General features: G+C 52.5%; 18 protein-coding genes. 11 read left to right on the top strand and 7 right to left on the bottom strand.

Features of this window, described 5'->3' with window-relative positions:
- Positions 1-7: 7 nt before the first annotated feature.
- From pemA to hmpA, 3 genes are all read right to left on the bottom strand, one after another.
- Positions 8-1114 carry a pectinesterase PemA gene (gene pemA / locus KKH3_RS14130; RefSeq protein WP_039360724.1) on the bottom strand — a complete coding sequence of 369 codons (1107 nt, stop codon included), beginning with the start codon at positions 1112-1114 and terminating at the stop codon, positions 8-10.
- A 98-nt stretch (positions 1115-1212) separates the two neighbouring features.
- Positions 1213-2871 carry a pectin acetylesterase PaeY gene (gene paeY, locus KKH3_RS14125; protein ID WP_039360721.1) on the bottom strand — a complete coding sequence of 553 codons (1659 nt, stop codon included), beginning with the start codon at positions 2869-2871 and terminating at the stop codon, positions 1213-1215.
- Between the two features lie 481 nt (positions 2872-3352).
- Complete coding sequence (gene hmpA, locus KKH3_RS14120) at positions 3353-4543, bottom strand: NO-inducible flavohemoprotein (protein ID WP_039360718.1); 1191 nt, start codon at positions 4541-4543, stop codon at positions 3353-3355.
- A 356-nt stretch (positions 4544-4899) separates the two neighbouring features.
- Here hmpA and glyA point away from each other — a divergent pair, with 356 nt between their 5' ends.
- From glyA to KKH3_RS14095, 5 genes are all read left to right on the top strand, one after another.
- Positions 4900-6153, top strand: coding sequence for a serine hydroxymethyltransferase (gene glyA, locus KKH3_RS14115; protein ID WP_010301142.1), 1254 nt, complete (start codon positions 4900-4902; stop codon positions 6151-6153).
- A 267-nt stretch (positions 6154-6420) separates the two neighbouring features.
- A complete protein-coding gene (locus tag KKH3_RS14110) occupies positions 6421-7581 on the top strand; it encodes a 3-phenylpropionate MFS transporter (RefSeq protein WP_039360715.1) in 1161 nt (386 codons plus the stop codon).
- Positions 7582-7624: 43 nt separating this feature from the next.
- Positions 7625-8284, top strand: coding sequence for a DUF1007 family protein (locus KKH3_RS14105; RefSeq protein ID WP_029368353.1), 660 nt, complete (start codon positions 7625-7627; stop codon positions 8282-8284).
- On the top strand, positions 8275-9378 hold the full coding sequence (locus KKH3_RS14100) for a nickel/cobalt transporter (protein WP_039360712.1): 1104 nt from the start codon (positions 8275-8277) through the stop codon (positions 9376-9378). The genes KKH3_RS14105 and KKH3_RS14100 overlap by 10 nt, the downstream gene beginning before the upstream one ends.
- A gap of 118 nt (positions 9379-9496) precedes the next feature.
- Complete coding sequence (locus KKH3_RS14095; protein ID WP_039360710.1) at positions 9497-10624, top strand: ABC transporter substrate-binding protein; 1128 nt, start codon at positions 9497-9499, stop codon at positions 10622-10624.
- A 72-nt stretch (positions 10625-10696) separates the two neighbouring features.
- Here KKH3_RS14095 and KKH3_RS14090 read toward each other — a convergent pair whose 3' ends face one another.
- The 4 genes from KKH3_RS14090 to suhB all read right to left on the bottom strand — a co-directional run bounded on the left by KKH3_RS14090 (position 10697) and on the right by suhB (position 14654).
- On the bottom strand, positions 10697-11497 hold the full coding sequence (locus tag KKH3_RS14090) for an ABC transporter ATP-binding protein (protein ID WP_039360709.1): 801 nt from the start codon (positions 11495-11497) through the stop codon (positions 10697-10699).
- Entirely contained in the window at positions 11494-12477 is a 984-nt protein-coding gene (locus KKH3_RS14085) for a FecCD family ABC transporter permease (protein WP_370586400.1), read from the bottom strand. Before KKH3_RS14085 ends, KKH3_RS14090 begins: the two co-directional genes overlap by 4 nt.
- Before the next feature lie 105 nt (positions 12478-12582).
- Positions 12583-13701 (bottom strand): ABC transporter substrate-binding protein, encoded by a 1119-nt coding sequence (locus KKH3_RS14080; protein WP_039360705.1) that lies wholly within the window; start codon positions 13699-13701, stop codon positions 12583-12585.
- Positions 13702-13850: 149 nt separating this feature from the next.
- Positions 13851-14654 carry an inositol-1-monophosphatase gene (gene suhB / locus KKH3_RS14075; RefSeq protein ID WP_039360703.1) on the bottom strand — a complete coding sequence of 268 codons (804 nt, stop codon included), beginning with the start codon at positions 14652-14654 and terminating at the stop codon, positions 13851-13853.
- A gap of 135 nt (positions 14655-14789) precedes the next feature.
- Between suhB and trmJ the strand changes: the two genes are divergently transcribed.
- The 6 genes from trmJ to hscB all read left to right on the top strand — a co-directional run bounded on the left by trmJ (position 14790) and on the right by hscB (position 19001).
- A complete protein-coding gene (trmJ, locus tag KKH3_RS14070) occupies positions 14790-15515 on the top strand; it encodes a tRNA (cytosine(32)/uridine(32)-2'-O)-methyltransferase TrmJ (protein ID WP_039360702.1) in 726 nt (241 codons plus the stop codon).
- A 119-nt stretch (positions 15516-15634) separates the two neighbouring features.
- A complete protein-coding gene (iscR, locus tag KKH3_RS14065; protein ID WP_010280087.1) occupies positions 15635-16129 on the top strand; it encodes a Fe-S cluster assembly transcriptional regulator IscR in 495 nt (164 codons plus the stop codon).
- 251 nt (positions 16130-16380) lie between these two features.
- Positions 16381-17595 (top strand): IscS subfamily cysteine desulfurase, encoded by a 1215-nt coding sequence (locus KKH3_RS14060; protein WP_039284484.1) that lies wholly within the window; start codon positions 16381-16383, stop codon positions 17593-17595.
- Positions 17596-17619: 24 nt separating this feature from the next.
- A complete protein-coding gene (iscU, locus tag KKH3_RS14055) occupies positions 17620-18006 on the top strand; it encodes a Fe-S cluster assembly scaffold IscU (RefSeq protein ID WP_005970177.1) in 387 nt (128 codons plus the stop codon).
- Between the two features lie 81 nt (positions 18007-18087).
- Positions 18088-18411, top strand: a complete 324-nt coding sequence (gene iscA / locus KKH3_RS14050) for an iron-sulfur cluster assembly protein IscA (protein WP_010307854.1) — start codon at positions 18088-18090, stop codon at positions 18409-18411.
- Between the two features lie 71 nt (positions 18412-18482).
- Positions 18483-19001, top strand: a complete 519-nt coding sequence (hscB, locus tag KKH3_RS14045; protein WP_039360700.1) for a co-chaperone HscB — start codon at positions 18483-18485, stop codon at positions 18999-19001.
- Positions 19002-19041 lie beyond the last annotated feature (40 nt).

Genomic DNA, 19041 nt, shown 5'->3' with positions numbered 1-19041 from the left:
TTTATTCCTACTTCCCTTTCGGCGCGGTAGGAACCCAGCCTGCCAACACCTTGTCTGCGGTGTATTCTGCTGCTTCCGCGTCGCTTAATTGACGGCGCTGATCGTTTTTCTCGGCACCTGCGCCTTTGGATTTATACTCAAAAAAGCGCGAATCCTGCGGATAGAACCAGATTTTCTCGCCTTGTTTATCTTTGCCTGACATTTTGTCCCAGCCATAGATGTGATCATCCATGCTGGTGTTCAGGAACACCGTTTGCCCGATCGCGTTAGGATCGGCATAGCGGCCATCTTCAAAGGTCGTCGTTGGGTGCCACGGGCGGCCCAGACCATAGCTTTTCGCCGGAACGTCTTTCTCTTTGGTCACCCGACTATTGGTAATGACCAATCCATATTTTTGCTTAATGTCGGTGCTTGGGGCGGTGAGATAGCCAAGCGGCTGATCTTTCACATCGGTGCGGTTACGCGCGACGATGTCACAGTCGTCAAACAGCGCAGTGCCGTTGCCAAAGATGAAATCAACGGTACCGCTGATCCGACATTGTGAGAAGAAGCTACGTCCGCCCTTCACATACAATGTGTCTTGGTAGCCGACCAAACTGACATCATGGAACCATGCACGATCGCTATTTTCGGCAACCAGCAGAGCAACGGCCTGTGAGTCTTTTAGTTTAGTCGGATCGTCACTGGCTTTAGCCTGATTGGCGGGGTAATCAAAATCATTGCGGATGGTCAGCGAACGGGCACTGAAGTCAGGCGCATCGACTTTCACCGTGTTGCTGCCGTAAGTCCCCCACTTGCTACCATCGGGTTTGAGCATTCCGGCTGCGGTGGTCGCGGTGATCACGGTGCCGTTACGGCTTTCGCCCTTTAAATGAATGTTGGGGCGCGTAATTGTCAGGCGCTCATGGTAGACGCCATTTTTCACATAGATAACAAATGGCGAGCTGTCTGCTGGTGCGCTGGCAATGGCTTCAGTAATGGTTTTGTAGGCTTTGGCATCCCCTGCGCTGGCGGAAACGAGCGCATTGTAGTCAGCAGCCTGTGCTAACGACAGAGGCGCGGAAATTAACATAGCTAGGGTCAGCGTCTTGCAGAGGTGTGAGGTGTCTATCATGTCCATAGTCCTTTAGTTGGTATAGGGAAGGGTACATAACGCGCGGCGGTGAAGCCTGCCGCGCGCGATTCTGTCTTATCGTTTTGCCTGACTAATGACTACTTGTGTTTACTGATTGTTTTTTCCGCCAGCGATGCTAAAGCGGGATCCTGCCGAACAGCATCAGCAACAATCCCTGCCACGGCGATAGCGCCTTTTTTCTGAAAATGGGTGGTATCCGGTTTGCTCAGGCTACCCGCCTGATCGCGATAAAAAGGATATTTCTTCGGATCGATCACCAGCCAGTATTGTTTCCAGTGGTCGCTGTTACCCTGATTCGCCAGCGCGATAGTGGCTGGCTCAACGTCCAGTAAAATCACCTTATTATCGGCTGCTGTATTCTTAATGGTCTGGCTGTAATCGCCGATGAAGGCGTAACCATTTTCTGAATTTTGCTTGGTGAAGTGGCTGTGTACGGCAGGAGTACCCTCTTTGCCTTCAGCGGTTTTCACTCGGGTGGTCGGGGTAAGCAGAACCGGTGTGAGTTTGTGCTGGCGGGCAAAAGTGATGTAGCGCTCCAGCGATGTCTGGAATGACATATCGGCTTTCCCCTGCGGAGCCTGTTTTTTTCCTGCTGCATCGTTCGGGTAAGTACAGAGGTTAGCGACATCGGCTGGACCACGCACCGCTTTCGCCCCGTTACAGTTTTGATCGTTGTGTCCCATTTGGATAAACAGGAAATCACCTTCTTTCATCAGCGGCTGCATCTGGCGGAACCAGCCTTCGTAAAAGTAGTCGCGTGAGCTACGGCCTGAACGCGCGCCATTGACGACTTTTACACCGCTATTTTTACTGAACTGTTGTTCAAAAACCTGTCCCCATCCCATGCGTGGGAAACGCCCCTTTTCATAGGTGGCTGCTGTCGAGTCGCCAACGATGAAAATGCGGGTTTGCGCTTTTTGGATCGCGTCCAGATTCTTGCGGGCAGAGCGATAATCCAGCGGTTCATAGTCGCCTTTATCGTTCAGGCCGACAATCGGGTGGAACGCACTGTCAGTTAGCACGGTGTGGCCGGAATAGCCCGTATTGTTGTGATAGTTGCGGTTATGGTTAATGACACTGACGATTTTGGTGACGGCATCCTGCTGAGTCGTGGGGTAAGTCAGAGGATCGAAACTCTTGGGCGCACTGACGCCGACCTGTTTTAGTGCGTCATTAAAGCCAGCATGAAAATCAGCATAGGCTTTTTTCCATGCTGCGGCGTCCAGTTTTGGTGATGCCGTATCGTCCGTTAGCTGTTGTGGACCAATGTAGCCTGCTGCTACCGCGATATCCGAGGTAATGCGGTCAGTCAGCGGATTGATATTGGCGATATTTTCTTTGCCGTCCTGCAATGAAGGGGCGACAGCGGACAGGCAGATTGCACGAGAAATATTATTCAGCAGGCAGTTATTGCCGCCAGATTCAATGGCTAACAGACGTAAAGGTGGCGTAAGGCCAGAGATATCAAGGTGATATTTTCCCTGCTCATCAGTCTGTGTCTGCCGCTTCTGGCCTTGTTGGTCTCTAATGATGATGGTGGCGGGCAGGTGAATATCCCGTACGGTAACATTACCGGATAAGCCGGTTTTTTCACCCAGCGTTGAACCCGACAGTAAGTTGACGTTGTCCGGCGCGGCGGTCTGGTGTGCCGCGGCGGGCGTTTTAGCGTGTACCAGTGTGAAAGGGGCGGAAAGTATCAGAGCTAAAGCTACACTTTCTGAAAAACGTTTTGCCATGGTCAGACATATCCCTTGTTGGTTAATCGAAAACGGTTAATGAATCCAAGCATTATCAAAGAAAGGTCGCTGTTTTTTATCGTTCTTGTCACGGCTTTTAGCGAGAACGTCGGACTTTTATTGTGCACCCAAGCCGATGCCTAAACGAGGCCTCTTTGATGAAATAACTATTCATTAAAAGTGAAATGTTATTTTAATAATGTCTTGTTTTTTGTGACCCACCTCTTTTTTAGCGGAGCACTGCCGTACTGGCATAGAGATTTGTGATCAATAAGGTGTTTTATACCCGTCATACTTCAAGCTGCTTGCGCGTTGGCCGCCCTTACTCACCCCAGTCACTTATCTGTGTAAGCTCCTGGGGACTCGCGCAGTTGCCGCCTTCACGCAACTTGAATTATTTAGGGTATGTTCTGGTGGTTTTCTGAAAGATGAAAAAAGGCCGCAAAAGCGACCTTTGGGTTTGATCCGTTATCAATGAGGGTTAGACAACTTTATGCGGACCAAAACATTCGTAATGCAGTTGCTCCATGGGGATGCCCATAGCCAGCAGTTGTTGTGCGACAAACTGCATGAAAACCACAGGGCCGCACAGGTAATAATGCATATTAGGCGTGGTTAATTCATCGTGTAATGAGGCCAACTGCATCAGTCCGCTGTGATGGTAATCTTCACCTGGACGATCGGCCTGCTGCGGTTCGCGATACCAAATATGATGCTGGAACTGTGGTAGCGAATGACCCGTTTGTTCGATTTCATCAGCAAACGCATGCGCTGTGCCGTTTTCTGCCGCGTGCAGCCATAGCACCTTCGCCTGATGATCCTGTTGTTTTAGCGTATGTAGCATGCCCAGCATCGGGGTTTGCCCCACGCCACCGGAAATCAGGGCAACGGGTGTGTCGGTTGGGATATCAAGGAAGAAATCGCCGTGCGGAGCCGCCAGATGAATGATATCGCCTTCGCGAGCGGTATCATGCAGATAGCCAGAAACGGTGCCTTGTGCTTCACGTTTAACTGCGATTCGGTAGGACTTACCATTCGGTGCATGGGTTAGAGAATATTGGCGAATTTCCTGATTGGCAAAACTGTCATGCTTGATGTAAACCGCCAGATATTGGCCTGGCTGAAAATCAGCAATAGGCTGGCCGTCGGTGGGCTCCAGTGTAAAGCTGGTGATCACCGAACTTTGCGGCTGCTTGTTCACAATACGGAAAGGCCGGACACCGCTCCAGCCGCCGTTTTTCGCTTCGGTGCTGCGGTAGATATCGCCTTCGCGCTGGATGAAGACATTGGCTAACACACCATAGGCTTTACCCCAGGCATCCAGCACGTCTTGTCCTGGGCTAAACAGTTCATCCAGCGTGGCCAATAAGTGATTACCCACGATCTGATACTGATCGGCCTGAATGTTAAAGCTGGCATGCTTCTGGGCGATGCGCTCAACCGCAGGCAGCAGTGCGGCCAGGTTTTCAATATTCGTCGCATAAGCACAAATGGCATTAAACAGCGCTTCACGCTGATCGCCATTGCGCTGGTTGCTCATGTTAAAAATATCTTTGAGCTCAGGGTTGTGCGTAAACATGCGATCGTAAAAATGTGCGGTCAGTTTCGGGCCTGTTTCCGCCAGCAGAGGAATAGTCGATTTAACGATGGCGATAGTGTGGTTATCCAGCATGGTGACTCCTTATTGGTATGACTTATAAGTTGTATTTTACATGCATCTTATTGGGTTTGTCCGCCGCTGTAAATTACCTTTTTGGTGGTAGGGGCTTTTAGGGAGAGTCAAAGGGAATAACATGAAGAAATAGCAGATTGAGAATGAAGAAAAATCCGTTTGCCACCGCGCAGTAGATGTTTGCTGAAGCCTTGTGCTGCCTGTAGCTAATCGTTTGCGTAAAAACCTCTGTCAAGACCTATCTTCATTAGGGAAAAACGGTTTACACTATACGCCATTCCCCAAAAGGGTAGCCCAATTCCCTAATGGGCCATTAATTCCCAGTATATTTATGTTAGCTGAGTCAGGAGATCCGGATGTTAAAGCGTGAAATGAACATTGCCGATTATGATGCCGACCTGTGGCAAGCAATGGAGCAAGAAGTGGTGCGTCAGGAAGAGCACATTGAACTGATTGCGTCAGAAAACTACACCAGCCCACGCGTTATGCAGGCTCAAGGGTCTCAGCTGACGAACAAGTATGCTGAAGGTTATCCGGGCAAACGTTACTACGGCGGCTGTGAGTATGTTGATATCGTTGAGCAACTGGCGATCGACCGTGCGAAAGCGCTGTTCGGTGCCGATTATGCCAACGTGCAGCCGCACTCCGGCTCTCAGGCGAACTTTGCCGTTTACACTGCGCTGCTGCAACCGGGCGACACCATTCTGGGGATGAACCTGGCGCACGGTGGCCACCTGACGCACGGTTCTCCGGTTAACCTGTCGGGTAAACTGTATAACGTCATTCCTTATGGTATCGACGAAAGCGGCAAGATCGACTACGACGAAATGGCTGAACTGGCGCGTACGCATAAGCCAAAAATGATCGTTGGCGGTTTCTCTGCTTACTCTGGCGTGGTTGACTGGGCGAAGATGCGTGAAATCGCTGACAGCATCGGTGCTTACCTGTTTGTTGATATGGCACACGTTGCCGGTCTGATTGCCGCAGATGTTTACCCTAACCCGGTTCCTCATGCTCACATTGTGACCACCACCACGCACAAAACGCTGGCTGGTCCACGCGGTGGCCTGATTCTGGCGAAAGGCGGCGACGAAGAGCTGTACAAAAAACTGAACTCAGCTGTTTTCCCAGGCGGTCAGGGCGGCCCGTTGATGCACGTTATCGCGGGTAAAGCGGTTGCGCTGAAAGAAGCGATGGAGCCTGAATTCAAGGTTTATCAGCAGCAGGTCGCGAAAAACGCCAAAGCAATGGTTGAAGTTTTCCTGTCACGTGGTTTTAATGTCGTTTCTGGTGCAACCAGCAACCATCTGTTCCTGCTGGATCTGGTGAGCAAAAACCTGACCGGTAAAGAAGCTGATGCTGCGCTGGGCCGTGCGAACATCACCGTGAACAAAAACAGCGTGCCTAACGATCCGAAGAGCCCGTTTGTGACTTCCGGTATCCGTATCGGTACGCCAGCGGCAACTCGTCGCGGCTTTAAAGAAGCGGAAGTGCGTGAACTGGCTGGCTGGATCTGTGATGTGTTAGACAACATCAACGACGAAGCGACCATTGAACGCGTGAAACAGAAAGTTCTGGATATCTGCGCCCGCTTCCCAGTTTACGCATAATTCGGCATTTTCTCTGACATCACTGTCGGAACACTTCCCAAACGCCAGCCTGAGTGCTGGCGTTTTTTATGGCGGCTATCCCTGCGGGCCGTTGCTGACGCAACGTTAAAAATTTCTCCCGGAAATTTTTTATGCCTGTCGATCGGGCTGGTATCTCCGTTCGCGTTTAATGACGAATAACGCGTTGCGCCGCCGTGTGCACTCTGACACAGTAACCGGCAAAAAAGTGCCGAAGCTAGGGGAGTTCGTCACCGAAAGGGAGGAATCATGGTTTTGCAATCGACGCGCTGGTTGGCGCTGAGCTATTTCACCTATTTTTTTTGCTATGGTGTTTTCCTGCCGTTTTGGGGCGGATGGCTGAAAGGCGAAGGGCTGTCCGCTGAGTCCATCGGCATGCTGCTGGGGGCGGGGCTAGTGGCGCGCTTCGTCGGCAGTCTGGTCATCACGCCCAGCGTGAAAGATCCGTCCAAATTGATTACGGTATTACGTGGGCTGGCGTTGCTGTCACTGGCGCTGGCCGTCGGTTTCTGGCTGGGGAATGCCTGGCTGTGGCTGATGATAGTGATGATCGGGTTTAACCTGTTTTTCGCACCGCTGGTGCCGCTGACCGATGCATTAGCCGCGACCTGGCAGCGGCAGGTCGTGATGGATTATGGCAAGGTGCGCGTCTGGGGCTCGATAGCGTTTGTTATCGCTTCTGCTGCAACGGGTGAACTGGTCGCTATCTGGGGACATCCGGCGATTTTGGCAATCCTCAGCGCGGGGCTGGTTGTGATGCTATTAGGCATGCTGCTTCGTCCCAGCGTGATGCCGCAAGCGGCAGCGTCGACAGCCCAATCGGTCAACGTCACACCGTGGAAAACGTTGCTGACCGAACCCGCGGTATGGCGTTTTCTGCTTTGCGTGTCGCTGCTGCAAGGGGCACACGCGGCTTACTATGGTTTCAGCGTCATTTATTGGCAGGATTCGGGCTATTCCGCCTCGATTATTGGCTATCTCTGGTCGTTAGGCGTGGTTGCGGAGATTGTCATCTTTACTTTCAGCCAGCGCCTGTTCCGACGCTGGAGTGCGAGACAGCTTCTTTTGCTCTCGGCCGTATGCGGCGTGGTGCGCTGGGGTTTGATGGGCGTGACAGTGGCTCTGCCGTGGCTGATTGTGATACAGATATTGCACTGCGGTACGTTCACCGTGTGCCATCTGGCGGCTATGCGCTTTATCGCTGCACGTACCGGTGGTGACATTCTGCGGCTACAGGCGGTGTATTCCGCGTTGGCAATGGGCGGGAGTATCGCGGTGATGACGATGGTGTCCGGTTTCCTGTTCGAACACCTGCAGGGCGGCACGTTCTGGGTGATGGCGCTGCTGGCGGTTCCGGCCTTGTTTATTCGGCCTTCTGTCAGCCACCATACTGCTGTCGAAAAGGCGTAAGAAATGGCGTGTACTGTCAAGATAACGTAGTGTGGTAAAAATAATGTTACATTATAACGCTTTGAAACGGTGGTGCGGACGGATAACGTTGCTGATGACAGGTTTGGCATTCGGCCAGCCCGTTTTCGCTCACCCACACAGTTTTATTGATATGCAGACGACAGTTGAGAGCAAGAACGACAACATCACTGGTTTACGTATGCTGTGGACGATGGATCCCATCACGTCTGCCGACCTGTTGTATGACGCTGGGAAAGCGAAGAAGGACTCTGAAGTCTGGAAAAAACTGGCGGCGGAAGTGATGGCTAATGTGTTAGGGCAGCACTATTTCACCGATATTTATCGTGATGGTCAGCCCGTGAAATATGCACCGATGCCAACGGAGTATCATCTTTCCCGCAAAGGCAATCAGGCAGTACTGGAGTTTGTGCTGCCGCTGGCGCATCCACAGCCGCTGGCGGGCAAGCCTTTGCTGATTTCTACTTACGATCCTACCTACTTTGTCGATATGTCCTACCAGAATGACAAGGCCGTTACGCTCGCACCTGCGCTGGCTTCACGTTGTAAAACTTCGCTCGTTACGCCGGAACCTAACGCTGAACTGCAATCCTATGCGCTGTCGCTGGATAAGAACGATGCGCCGGATGAAGACATGGAACTGGGGAAACAGTTTGCACAGCGGGTGACATTGCAATGTCAGTGAACCTCGGCTCGCTGCCGCGTCAGCGCCCGTTGTTGAGCCGATTGCGCGATCTGTGGCCGCTGTGGCTGTTTTTGGCACTGCTGGCCTCAGCGCTGCATTACATCGTCGGATACTGGCCGCAAATCGTGCTGCAAAGCGCGATCTGGCAGAAATCGCTGCATCAGCAGATGTCGCATCTGTTGCAGATGGTGGAACAGCAGCCGCATCAGGCGGGGCTGAGCCTGATGATGTTCAGTCTGGTCTATGGCGTGCTTCATGCCGTCGGGCCGGGGCACGGTAAAGTCGTCATCATGACCTATCTGGCGACACATCCGTCGAAGCTGAAAAGCAGCCTGAAGTTGACGCTTGCTGCGTCGCTGGTTCAGGGGCTGATGGCAGTCGCGCTGGTGACCGTGGTATTAGGGATTTTACAACTGTCGAGTCGAACGTTGCATGACAGCAGTTTCTGGATGGAGAAGGGGAGCTTCGTGCTCGTGGCGGGGCTGGGGCTACTGCTCTGTTTCCGCGCGTTGAAACAGCTGTATATCGCCCTTGTTCGGCAGCCTAAGCCTGCGACGATTTTGCGCGTGACGCCTTTGCACGTAGATTCTTTGAATGCAGCCCAGCTCAACGTACCGACCGATAGACGTATGGCGCTTCGCCCGATGCCTGTGCTTTCCTCTTCTCCTCATCAGCACGATGCCGACTGCGGCTGCGGGCACCGCCATCTCCCGAGCAATGAGGAACTTGAGCGCGATAGCAGCTGGCGTACGCGGCTGATGATTGTGTTGGCGATGGGGATGCGCCCGTGCTCTGGCGCTATTCTGGTGCTGCTTTTCTCTAAAGTGATCGGCGTGTATTGGTGGGGCGTGGCCTCTGCGCTGGTGATGGCTGCCGGAACGGCGATCACAATCTCGGCACTGGCCGTGTTGGTTTTTTACTGCCGTCGCGTGGTTGAGCGCTTAGGTGCAAACCGTGCCTCGCCCGTGTGGCAACGTGCGGCTTTTTCTCTTCTGGCGTTTGCCGGCGGGCTGATTTTAGTTGGCTCCGGCGTCCTGCTTTATCTCAGTGCACAGCCCGCGATGATGGGCGGCATTCGGCCATTCTCCGGTTAATTTTACCTTTTATTAACGCTGCGTTAAAAACCCATTGCTTCTGTTAATCACGGCAGGATATTATTTCAATAATGATAACTATTATCATTTATAACCATAATCGCAGAAGGGAATAATAATGAAGAAATGGCTGTTTTCAGTCGTTGCTCTGTTGGGGCTGAGTGCTAGCGTTATCGCCAGCGCTAACCCGATTGTTATTGAAGACGTTAGTGGCAGGAAGGTAGAAATCAAATCCGAAGTGAAGCGGATTATCTTAGGGGAAGGTCGACAGATTTATCTGCTGGCTGCCTTTGATACCGAGGCTCCGTTCCAGCGCGTAGTTGGCTGGCGTGACGATTTGCCGAAAGCCGATTACGACGGCTATCTGGCTTACGAAAAGAAATACCCGGAAATTAAAAAGCTGCCGACCTTTGGCGGAGCGAAAGACGGCACCTTCAACGTCGAGCAGGCATTGACGCTGAAGCCGGATTTGGTACTGATGAATCTGGAATCAAAAGCGGCGACGGATGAAGGCAAGTTGATTGAGAAACTCAGTTCGCTGGGTATTCCGGTGGTGTTCATCGATTTCCGCGAGAAGCCGTTTGAGAACGCAGAAAAAAGCATTCACATCATGGGCCAACTGGTTGGCAAACCACAGCGTGCGGAAGAGATCATTAAGTTCCGTCGTGAGCAGATTGAGCTTGTCACCGATCGGTTGAAGAACTATCAGGGCCCACGTCCGAAAGTGATGATTGACCGTGCTGGCGGCTATGACGAAGAGTGCTGCATGTCATTTGGTGATGAGAACTTTGGCCGCATGGTTGAGGCCGCTGGCGGTGACAACATTGCCAAGAACATCATTCCTGGCACGTTTGGTACGCTGAATCCTGAACAGATTATCAGCTCTCGCCCGGATGTGGTGGTGGTGACAGGGGCTAACTGGAAAAACTACAACACAGCGAATGGCTGGGTTGGCGTCGGACCGGGAGCCGATCAGAAGGAAGCGCTGCAACGCCTGCAAAAATTGATGGAGCGCTCGGCATTCAAAACGTTGCCGGTAGCGACCAATGGTCATGCCCATGCTATCTGGCATCAGTTCTATGACAGCCCGTATCAGTTTGTGGCGATTCAGGTATTGGCAAAATGGATGCACCCGGAGCTGTTCAAGGATATCGATCCTGATGCGACATTCCGCACCTTCCATGAGAAGTTCCTGCCGCTCCCGTATCAACCAGGCTACTGGGTCACGCTGCCAGCGAAGAAATAACGCTGTGAGACAGTAGACTTGATAATAAAAAGCACTGAACCTTGTTGGTCAGTGCTTTTTTTTGCGAAGTACTTAGATGGTCGGTTCGCTGACCAGCCCGTCGATAATCACCTGCGGCACACCCTGCGAACAGCGCTCGATGCGTCCACGTACGCCATAGACTGCTGACAGGCTTTCAGGGCTAATCACCTCGGCCGGTGCGCCATTGGCAATCAAATTACCGTTTTGCAGCATCAATACATGGTCGCCATGACGTAGCGCGATATTGATGTCATGCACTACCACGACGGTGATGATGTTGCGCTTGCGCGTTTCCTTGCGTACCAAATCCATCACGTGGAACTGATAGTTCAAATCCAGTGCGCTAAGCGGTTCGTCCAGCAGGAGTAGCGAAGGTTGACGGATCAGCGATTGCGCCAGCCCAACCAGCTGTTTCTGTCCGCCGGAGAGCTGATCGAGATAGCTCAACGCCAGATGTTCAATGCCTAACTGACGCAGCAGGCCCATCACTTCATCCTGCTTTTCGGCGCTGTGCATGCCGCCGGACGCGCGCTGTGCGACGATAATCGATTCCAGCACGTGCAGGTGAACGCCCGCAGGCAGGGATTGCGGCAAATAAACGACTTTTTCCGCCCGCTGCGCAAAAGGTAACGCCATCAGGTTGGTGTCATCCAACCACAGCTCGCCTTCGGAAGCATTCAGACCTGCCATTGCCCGCAACAGCGTGGATTTACCGCTGCCGTTGGGACCGAGCAGCACGGTAATTTTTCCGCGCGGCAACTGCGGGACGGACAGATCACTGATCACCTGACGCTTGGGGTAACCGGCGCGAAAGTGGGAAAGGCGTAATCCAGAAAAGGTTTGCTGGTTCATACGTTTCCTCTGTGGCGCAGGATAATACTCAGGAAGAAGGGGACGCCAACCAGTGATGTGACGATCCCGACCGGGATAATGACGCCGGGGATGAGGTTTTTCGAGGCAACGGATGCCATCGACAGCACCAGCGCGCCAGTTAACGCACTGGCCGGCAGATAGAAGCGGTGGTCTTCACCGAAAATCATACGTGCGATATGCGGAGCAACCAGACCGATAAAGCCAATGGGGCCAACAAACGCGACCGAAATGGCGGACAAAATACTGATGCGCAGCAGCGTCGCCAAACGCAGGCGGCGGACGTTAATGCCAAAACTCACCGCGCGATCTTCACCCAACCGCAGCGCGGTCAGCTTCCATGAGCTCATCAATGAAATGGGCATCACGATAGCCAGCACCAACAGTAGGATGCCTAATTTTTCCCACGAGGCGCGGGCCAGGCTGCCCATCGTCCAGAACACCAGACCTTGCAGCGTGTCTTCGTTGGCGATGAACTGGAGCATGGAAACCAGCGCGTTGAAGGTGAACACCAGCGCGATACCGAACAGCACGACGCCGGAGGTCGCGACCTGCGTCCAGCGCGTAATACCATCAAGCAGTAACGCTGCCAGCAGCGCAAAGATAAAGGCGTTTGCGGAGATAAACCACTGAGCCGGGATACCGGGGATGCCGATACCGAGGACGATAGCCAGCGCGGCACCGAATGCGGCGGCGGAAGAAACGCCGAGTGTAAACGGACTGGCCAGCGGGTTGTTCAGGATCGTTTGCATTTCTGCACCGGCCAGACCAAGCGCCAGCCCGACCACGATAGCCATCAGCGCGTAAGGCAGACGAATATCCCAGACGATCACGCGTGTACCGGCATCAGCGCTGGCCGGATCGGTCAGCGTCTGCCAAAGCACATCAAGCGTCAGCCCTGAAGGCCCCATCGTGAAATCCAGCAACAACGAGCCGATGATGATCAACAGCAGTATCGCCATAACACCCACGCGGCGTCGAATAATGCCGCGATAGTTGTCCATAATGGTGTTGGCATCCGCGGCAGTATTGCGGATACCCGGTTCAGTGGTTGTACTCATGAAAAATTACTCACCTTGTTTCCAGGCAAAGATAAAGTCACTGTCAGGCAGCGAGGTAAAATTCTGAATGATATGGTGATACGTGTCATCAGGATTCAGGCTGGAAAACGCCTGAGGATAAATGTCCTTTGCCAGATATTCCATACCAACAATGTTGTAAGGATGGTTGTAGAAATGGTGGTAAACGCCGTAAACGTGTTTCGCCTGAACCGCCGGAATTTGGCTGATGCCAGTGCGGTTTAGCAACGTAGTGGCCTGATTACGAACGTCTTCTATGCTGGCGCCATAGCCTAACGGCAGTACCTGACTGTTACCACGCTTAGAGCCTGTCATAATGTAGACGTCAGGTTTCATGCTGATAATTTTTTCCAGCGAGACAAAGCCTGAGGCGCCCGGCAGTAAATCCGAACCAATATTTTTCGCGCCGACCGCTTCAATCAATCCGCCCCAGCCGCTGTTGCTGTGTGTGAAGCAGCAGGAGTCTGAGTTGCCAGCAATCGGTTCAATAAAGACGTTAGGTTTCGGGGTGATTGCAGCGGTTTTCTGCTGAATAGCATCGAAGTGTTGACGATAGAAATCGGTATACGCTTTGGCATTGGCTTCACGGTTCAGAACTTTTCCTAACAGGTCGACGCTGGGAGCGGTATCTTTAGCCGGATTCACTTCATAATCGACGAACAGCACGGGAATATTCAGCGCGCTGAGCTTGTCGATCACACCGCTTTCCTTCAGTGCTGCTTTTGCTCGCAGCTGGGCAATCATCAGATCCGGCTGTTTTGACAGTACGCTTTCCAGATCGACGTTGCCTTTGTCACTGAAGCCCATATCCAGAATGCCAACGGACTGAGGCCATTTTCCTTTCAGCATATCCCAGGTTGCGGTGTCCTGTTTTTTCGCCAGATTGTTCCAGGCGACCAGACGCTGAAAGGGATTATCGCGGTCAAGCAATGCCATCGTCATAATATCGCGCCCATCTTGCAGAATGATGCGCTGTGGCTCTTGTTTAATGGTAACACTTCTTCCGTCGAAATCGGTGACAGTAAGAGGATATTGGGTAGCGTAGCTGAAAAGCGGAGTGGTGAGGAGTGCGGTCAGAAAGAGTGATCTTACTGATTTTCTTAACATGGTGGCGATCCTAATTCACAATTTATCAGTGTAATGAGTTTGATAATTATTATCGTATAAGGATAAACAATGCGTATACAGGATTCATATGTAAAGAAAAATAACAACTCTGGCCCAATTTCGTTTTATTGGGCCAGAGTGGGTCGGAATTAGCGTTTCAGTGCGTCGCTCAGTTCTTCACGGATGGTGCCCAGAATGGATTTCACCACGCGCGGGTTACCTGCAACCAGATTGCCGGATGTCAGATAGTTATGGCCGCCAACGAAGTCCGTCACGATCCCGCCAGCTTCACGTACCAGCAGTTCGCCACCGGCAAAATCCCATGGCTTCAGGCCGATTTCAAAGAAACCGTCAACGCGACCCGCGGCCACATAGGCCAGATCCAGTGCAGCAGAACCCGTACGGCGGAAATCCGCACAGTGGGTGAACAGCGCACCGATGACGTTGATATAGCTTTTGCTGTGTTGTTTTAATTTGAAAGGGAAACCTGTTGCCAGTACGGTGCCTTCCAGATCGCGGGCAGTGCTGCTGCGCAGGCGGTAGCCGTTCAGCTGTGCGCCTTGACCACGAGTCGCGGTAAACAGTTCATTACGCATAGGATCGTAAACGACAGCAACTTCGGTACGGCCTTTAATGCGGACCGCGATAGAAACAGCGAAGTGAGGTAAACGTTTGATGAAGTTGGTGGTGCCATCCAGAGGATCGATAACCCATTGTACTGCCGGATCTTCGCCAACCAGCTCGCCACATTCTTCACCAATAATGGTGTGCTGTGGGTAAGACTTACGGATGACTTCAACGATCAGACGTTCTGCATCCCGATCAACGTTGGTCACAAAATCGTTGCTGCCTTTCTGGCTAGCTTCGACGGCGTCTGGCGTTTCATAGTTTTTGGCAATTAAATTACCGGCTTTACGCGCAGCGCGTATAGCGATGTTGAGCATCGGATGCATGGTATCGGTCCACTGGAATGTTAAAGAACGGAAAGCGGCGCAGAGTATAGCAGGAGAAAAGTCAAATAGCGAAGTTTGTGTTAGAGTACGGCGGTTTCCTTTTCGCACGACTTCCTTTCGCACAATAGAGTACATATGTTAGACAATATTCGCATTGTTCTGGTTGAAACGTCGCACACTGGCAATATGGGGTCAGTGGCCAGGGCGATGAAAACCATGGGATTAAGCAAACTTTATTTGGTCAACCCATTGGTGAAGCCTGATTCGCAGGCAATTGCGTTGGCGGCAGGCGCCAGCGATGTTATCGGCAATGCCACCATTGTGGATTCGTTCGATCAGGCGCTCGAAGGATGTGGTCTGGTCGTTGGCACCAGCGCACGTTCTCGAACCTTACCCTGGCCGATGCTGGAACCGCGTGAGTGCGGCGTTCGTAGCGCGCAGGAAGCGGAACACGCGCCGGTCGCGCTGGTGTTTGGGCGTGAACGCGTGGGGCTGACGAATGAAGAGCTTCAGAAATGCCATTATCACGTGGCGATTCCTGCGAACCCGGAATACAGCTCGCTCAATCTGGCGATGGCGGTACAGATCATTGCGTATGAAGTGCGCATCGCGCATTTGGATCGCTTACAAGCTGGGCAGCCGGAACACGAAGAGTCGCCGTACCCGCTGGTCGACGATCTGGAGCGGTTTTATCAGCATCTTGAACAGACGCTGCTGCAAACCGGATTTATCCGACCGGCACATCAAGGGCAGGTGATGAACAAACTGCGCCGCCTGTTTACCCGCGCCAGGCCTGAAAGTCAGGAACTGAATATCTTGCGTGGGATACTGAGCTCGGTACAAAAAACACACGACGAATAATACTTGAGTGTTTTACTCGGTTAAATAGTTGACTAAAACACTCAGGAATGTCAGACTCGCGGTATGTTCTGCCAATACATGTTTTCATAATACATGTTTTATCTACAGGTACCACTATCATGAGACTGACATCCAAAGGCCGTTACGCCGTTACCGCCATGCTCGATGTGGCTCTGCACTCCCAGGAAGGACCCGTTCCATTGGCGGATATTTCTGAACGCCAGGGTATTTCACTGTCTTACCTGGAGCAGCTGTTTTCGCGCCTGCGCAAGAACGGACTGGTTGCCAGCGTTCGTGGCCCAGGCGGCGGTTACCTGCTGGGTAAAAATGCGAATGAAATCGCTGTTGGTATGGTCATTTCGGCCGTCGATGAATCTGTTGATGCAACGCGCTGCCAGGGCCGCGAAGGCTGCCAGGGTGGCGATCGCTGCCTGACTCACACGCTGTGGCGCGATCTGAGTGACCGTATTACCGACTTCCTGAATAACATCACGCTGGATGAGCTGGTGAACAATAAGGAAGTGCTGGATGTGGCGGATCGTCAGGATGCTGACACGCGCCGCACCGCCAATGGACGTATCCAGGAAACGATTAACGTTAACCTGCGCGCCTGATACACCTTCAACGTGACTAGCACCCTTGCTCGTCACGTTTTGCCTTTCCGATAGCCGCATAATCCTGACCACATTACCCAATGTGGCGTTGGCGTTAGTCCGACTATCACGGCGTGTTCTGACGATAAATTGTTCCAACGATAACATCGTCAGATTTTTTGCATTGGCCCGAGAGGCTGCGGGTATAAACAGCCTGTCAATAAAACAAAACGCATTGTACGTTTTGAAGTGATGTACGGAGTTTATGAGCAATGAAGTTACCTATCTATCTCGACTACTCAGCTACTACGCCGGTTGACCCGCGCGTCGCTGAGAAAATGATGCAATGTTTGACGTTGGACGGTACGTTCGGTAATCCGGCTTCCCGTTCCCACCGTTTTGGCTGGCAGGCGGAAGAGGCGGTTGATATCGCCCGTAACCAAATTGCTGAACTGGTCGGTGCCGACCCGCGTGAGATCGTTTTCACGTCAGGCGCGACCGAAGCCGATAACCTCGCAATTAAAGGTGTTGCCAACTTCTATCAGAAGAAGGGCAAGCACATCATCACCAGTAAGACCGAACACAAAGCCGTGCTGGATACCTGTCGTCAGCTTGAACGCGAAGGCTTTGAGGTGACTTATCTGGCCCCGCAGCGTAACGGCATTATCGATCTGGCTGAACTCGAAGCGGCAATGCGTGAGGACACCATTCTGGTTTCCATCATGCACGTCAATAATGAAATCGGCGTTGTGCAGGATATCGCTGCTATCGGTGACATGTGCCGTAGCCGGGGCATCGTGTTCCATGTCGATGCCACGCAGAGCGTAGGCAAGCTGCCTATCGATCTCAACCAGTTAAAAGTGGATCTGATGTCTTTCTCCGGCCATAAAATCTATGGGCCGAAGGGAATCGGGGCACTGTATGTTCGTCGTAAACCCCGTATTCGTCTCGAAGCGCAGATGCACGGCGGCGGCCATGAGCGCGGTATGCGTTCTGGCACTCTGCCTGTGCACCAAATTGTCGGCATGGGCGAAGCCTACCGCATCGCAAAAGAAGAGATGACCGCAGAAATGGATCGCCTGCGTGCGCTGCGCGATCGTCTGTGGAACGGTATTAATGATATTGAAGAAGTCTACCTGAATGGTGATATTGAACAGGGCGTGCCTAACATCCTGAACGTCAGCTTCAACTATGTTGAAGGTGAATCGCTGATTATGGCGCTCAAGGATCTGGCGGTATCGTCCGGTTCTGCCTGTACGTCGGCCAGTCTGGAGCCCTCCTACGTGCTACGCGCGCTGGGCATGAATGATGAGCTGGCACATAGCTCGATCCGTTTCTCGCTGGGGCGTTTTACCACCGAAGAAGAGATCGACTACACCATCGAGCTGGTACGTAAATCTATCGGTCGTCTGCGCGATCTTTCTCCGCTGTGGGAAATGTTCAAGCAGGGCGTGGATATCAGCAGCATCGAGTGGGCGCATCATTAATTCACCAGAGCGGGGACGACTATCATGGCTTACAGCGAAAAAGTAATTGATCACTATGAAAATCCACGCAATGTGGGTTCATTCGACAACGCCGATCCTTCTATCGGCAGCGGCATGGTCGGCGCGCCAGCGTGCGGCGATGTGATGAAGTTGCAGATAAAAGTCAACAATGAGGGTATCATCGAAGATGCCCGCTTCAAGACATACGGTTGTGGTTCTGCCATTGCCTCCAGCTCGCTGGTCACCGAGTGGGTAAAAGGCAAATCGCTGAATGAAGCTGAAGCGATTAAGAACACGCAGATTGCCGAAGAGCTTGAGCTACCGCCAGTGAAGATTCACTGCTCCATTTTGGCGGAAGACGCTATCAAGGCAGCGATTGCGGATTACAAAAGTAAACGCGACGCGCAGTAATCTCTGCGGCTGAACTCGTCGGGGCACCGTTTCTCTCGGTGCCTGATTCCGGTCGAGGTGGCGAACGATCGAGGTAACAGTATGTCGATTTCTTTGAGCGAAAGTGCGGCACAACGCGTGAGCGCTTTCATCGCAAACCGGGGCAAAGGCCTTGGATTGCGTCTTGGCGTACGGACGTCCGGCTGTTCCGGTATGGCGTATGTGCTGGAGTTTGTTGATGATTTGAACGACGGTGATACGGTCTTTGAAGACAAAGGCGTCAAAGTCATCGTGGACGGCAAAAGTCTGGTCTATCTTGACGGAACCGAGTTGGATTTCGTCAAAGAAGGGCTGAACGAAGGCTTTAAGTTCAATAATCCGAACATTTCCGGCGAATGTGGTTGCGGCGAAAGTTTCAACGTCTGACCCCTCTTGGGTAGTGAGCGTGCGATTGATTAATGGCTTGCGCTGCTACCCAGAACTCCCAGAGTACCACTATGGATTACTTTACGTTATTCGGGTTGCCCATTCGCTATGATGTGGATGGCGGTCTGCTTGCATCTCGTTTTCAGGATTTGCAACGGCAGTTCCATCCTGACCGTTATGCTGCCAGCCCAGAGCGCGAGCGCATGCTGGCGGTACAGCAGGCAGCGACGATCAATAACGCCTATCAGGCGCTCAAGCATCCGTTGAAACGCGCGGAGTATATGTTGTCGCTGCACGGTTTTGATGTGAACAACGAACAGCATACGATGAAGGACACGGCATTCCTGATGGAACAGCTGGAACGGCGCGAAGAGCTGGAGGCGATCTCGCAGCTTTCTGATGCCGACGAGGCGCTGACGGCCTTCGCTGAGCGGTTGCAGGCAACGATCGTTAAGCGCCGTTCTCACATGCGTGATGAACTCGATAATGAGACGTGGGCAGACGCCGCGGATACCGTGCGCAAGCTACGCTTTTTAGACAAGCTCCAGCAACAGGTTGAAGAACTCGAAGAAAAATTGCTGGACAGATAAACGGGTTAATTCGGCGGAAAACTCGATGGTGATTACCATA

Source organism: Pectobacterium actinidiae (genome assembly GCF_000803315.1).
Classification (GTDB): Bacteria; Pseudomonadota; Gammaproteobacteria; order Enterobacterales; family Enterobacteriaceae; genus Pectobacterium; species Pectobacterium actinidiae.
The sequence above is the reverse complement of the archived record's forward strand: the minus strand, read 5'-3'. Positions and strand labels throughout refer to the sequence as shown.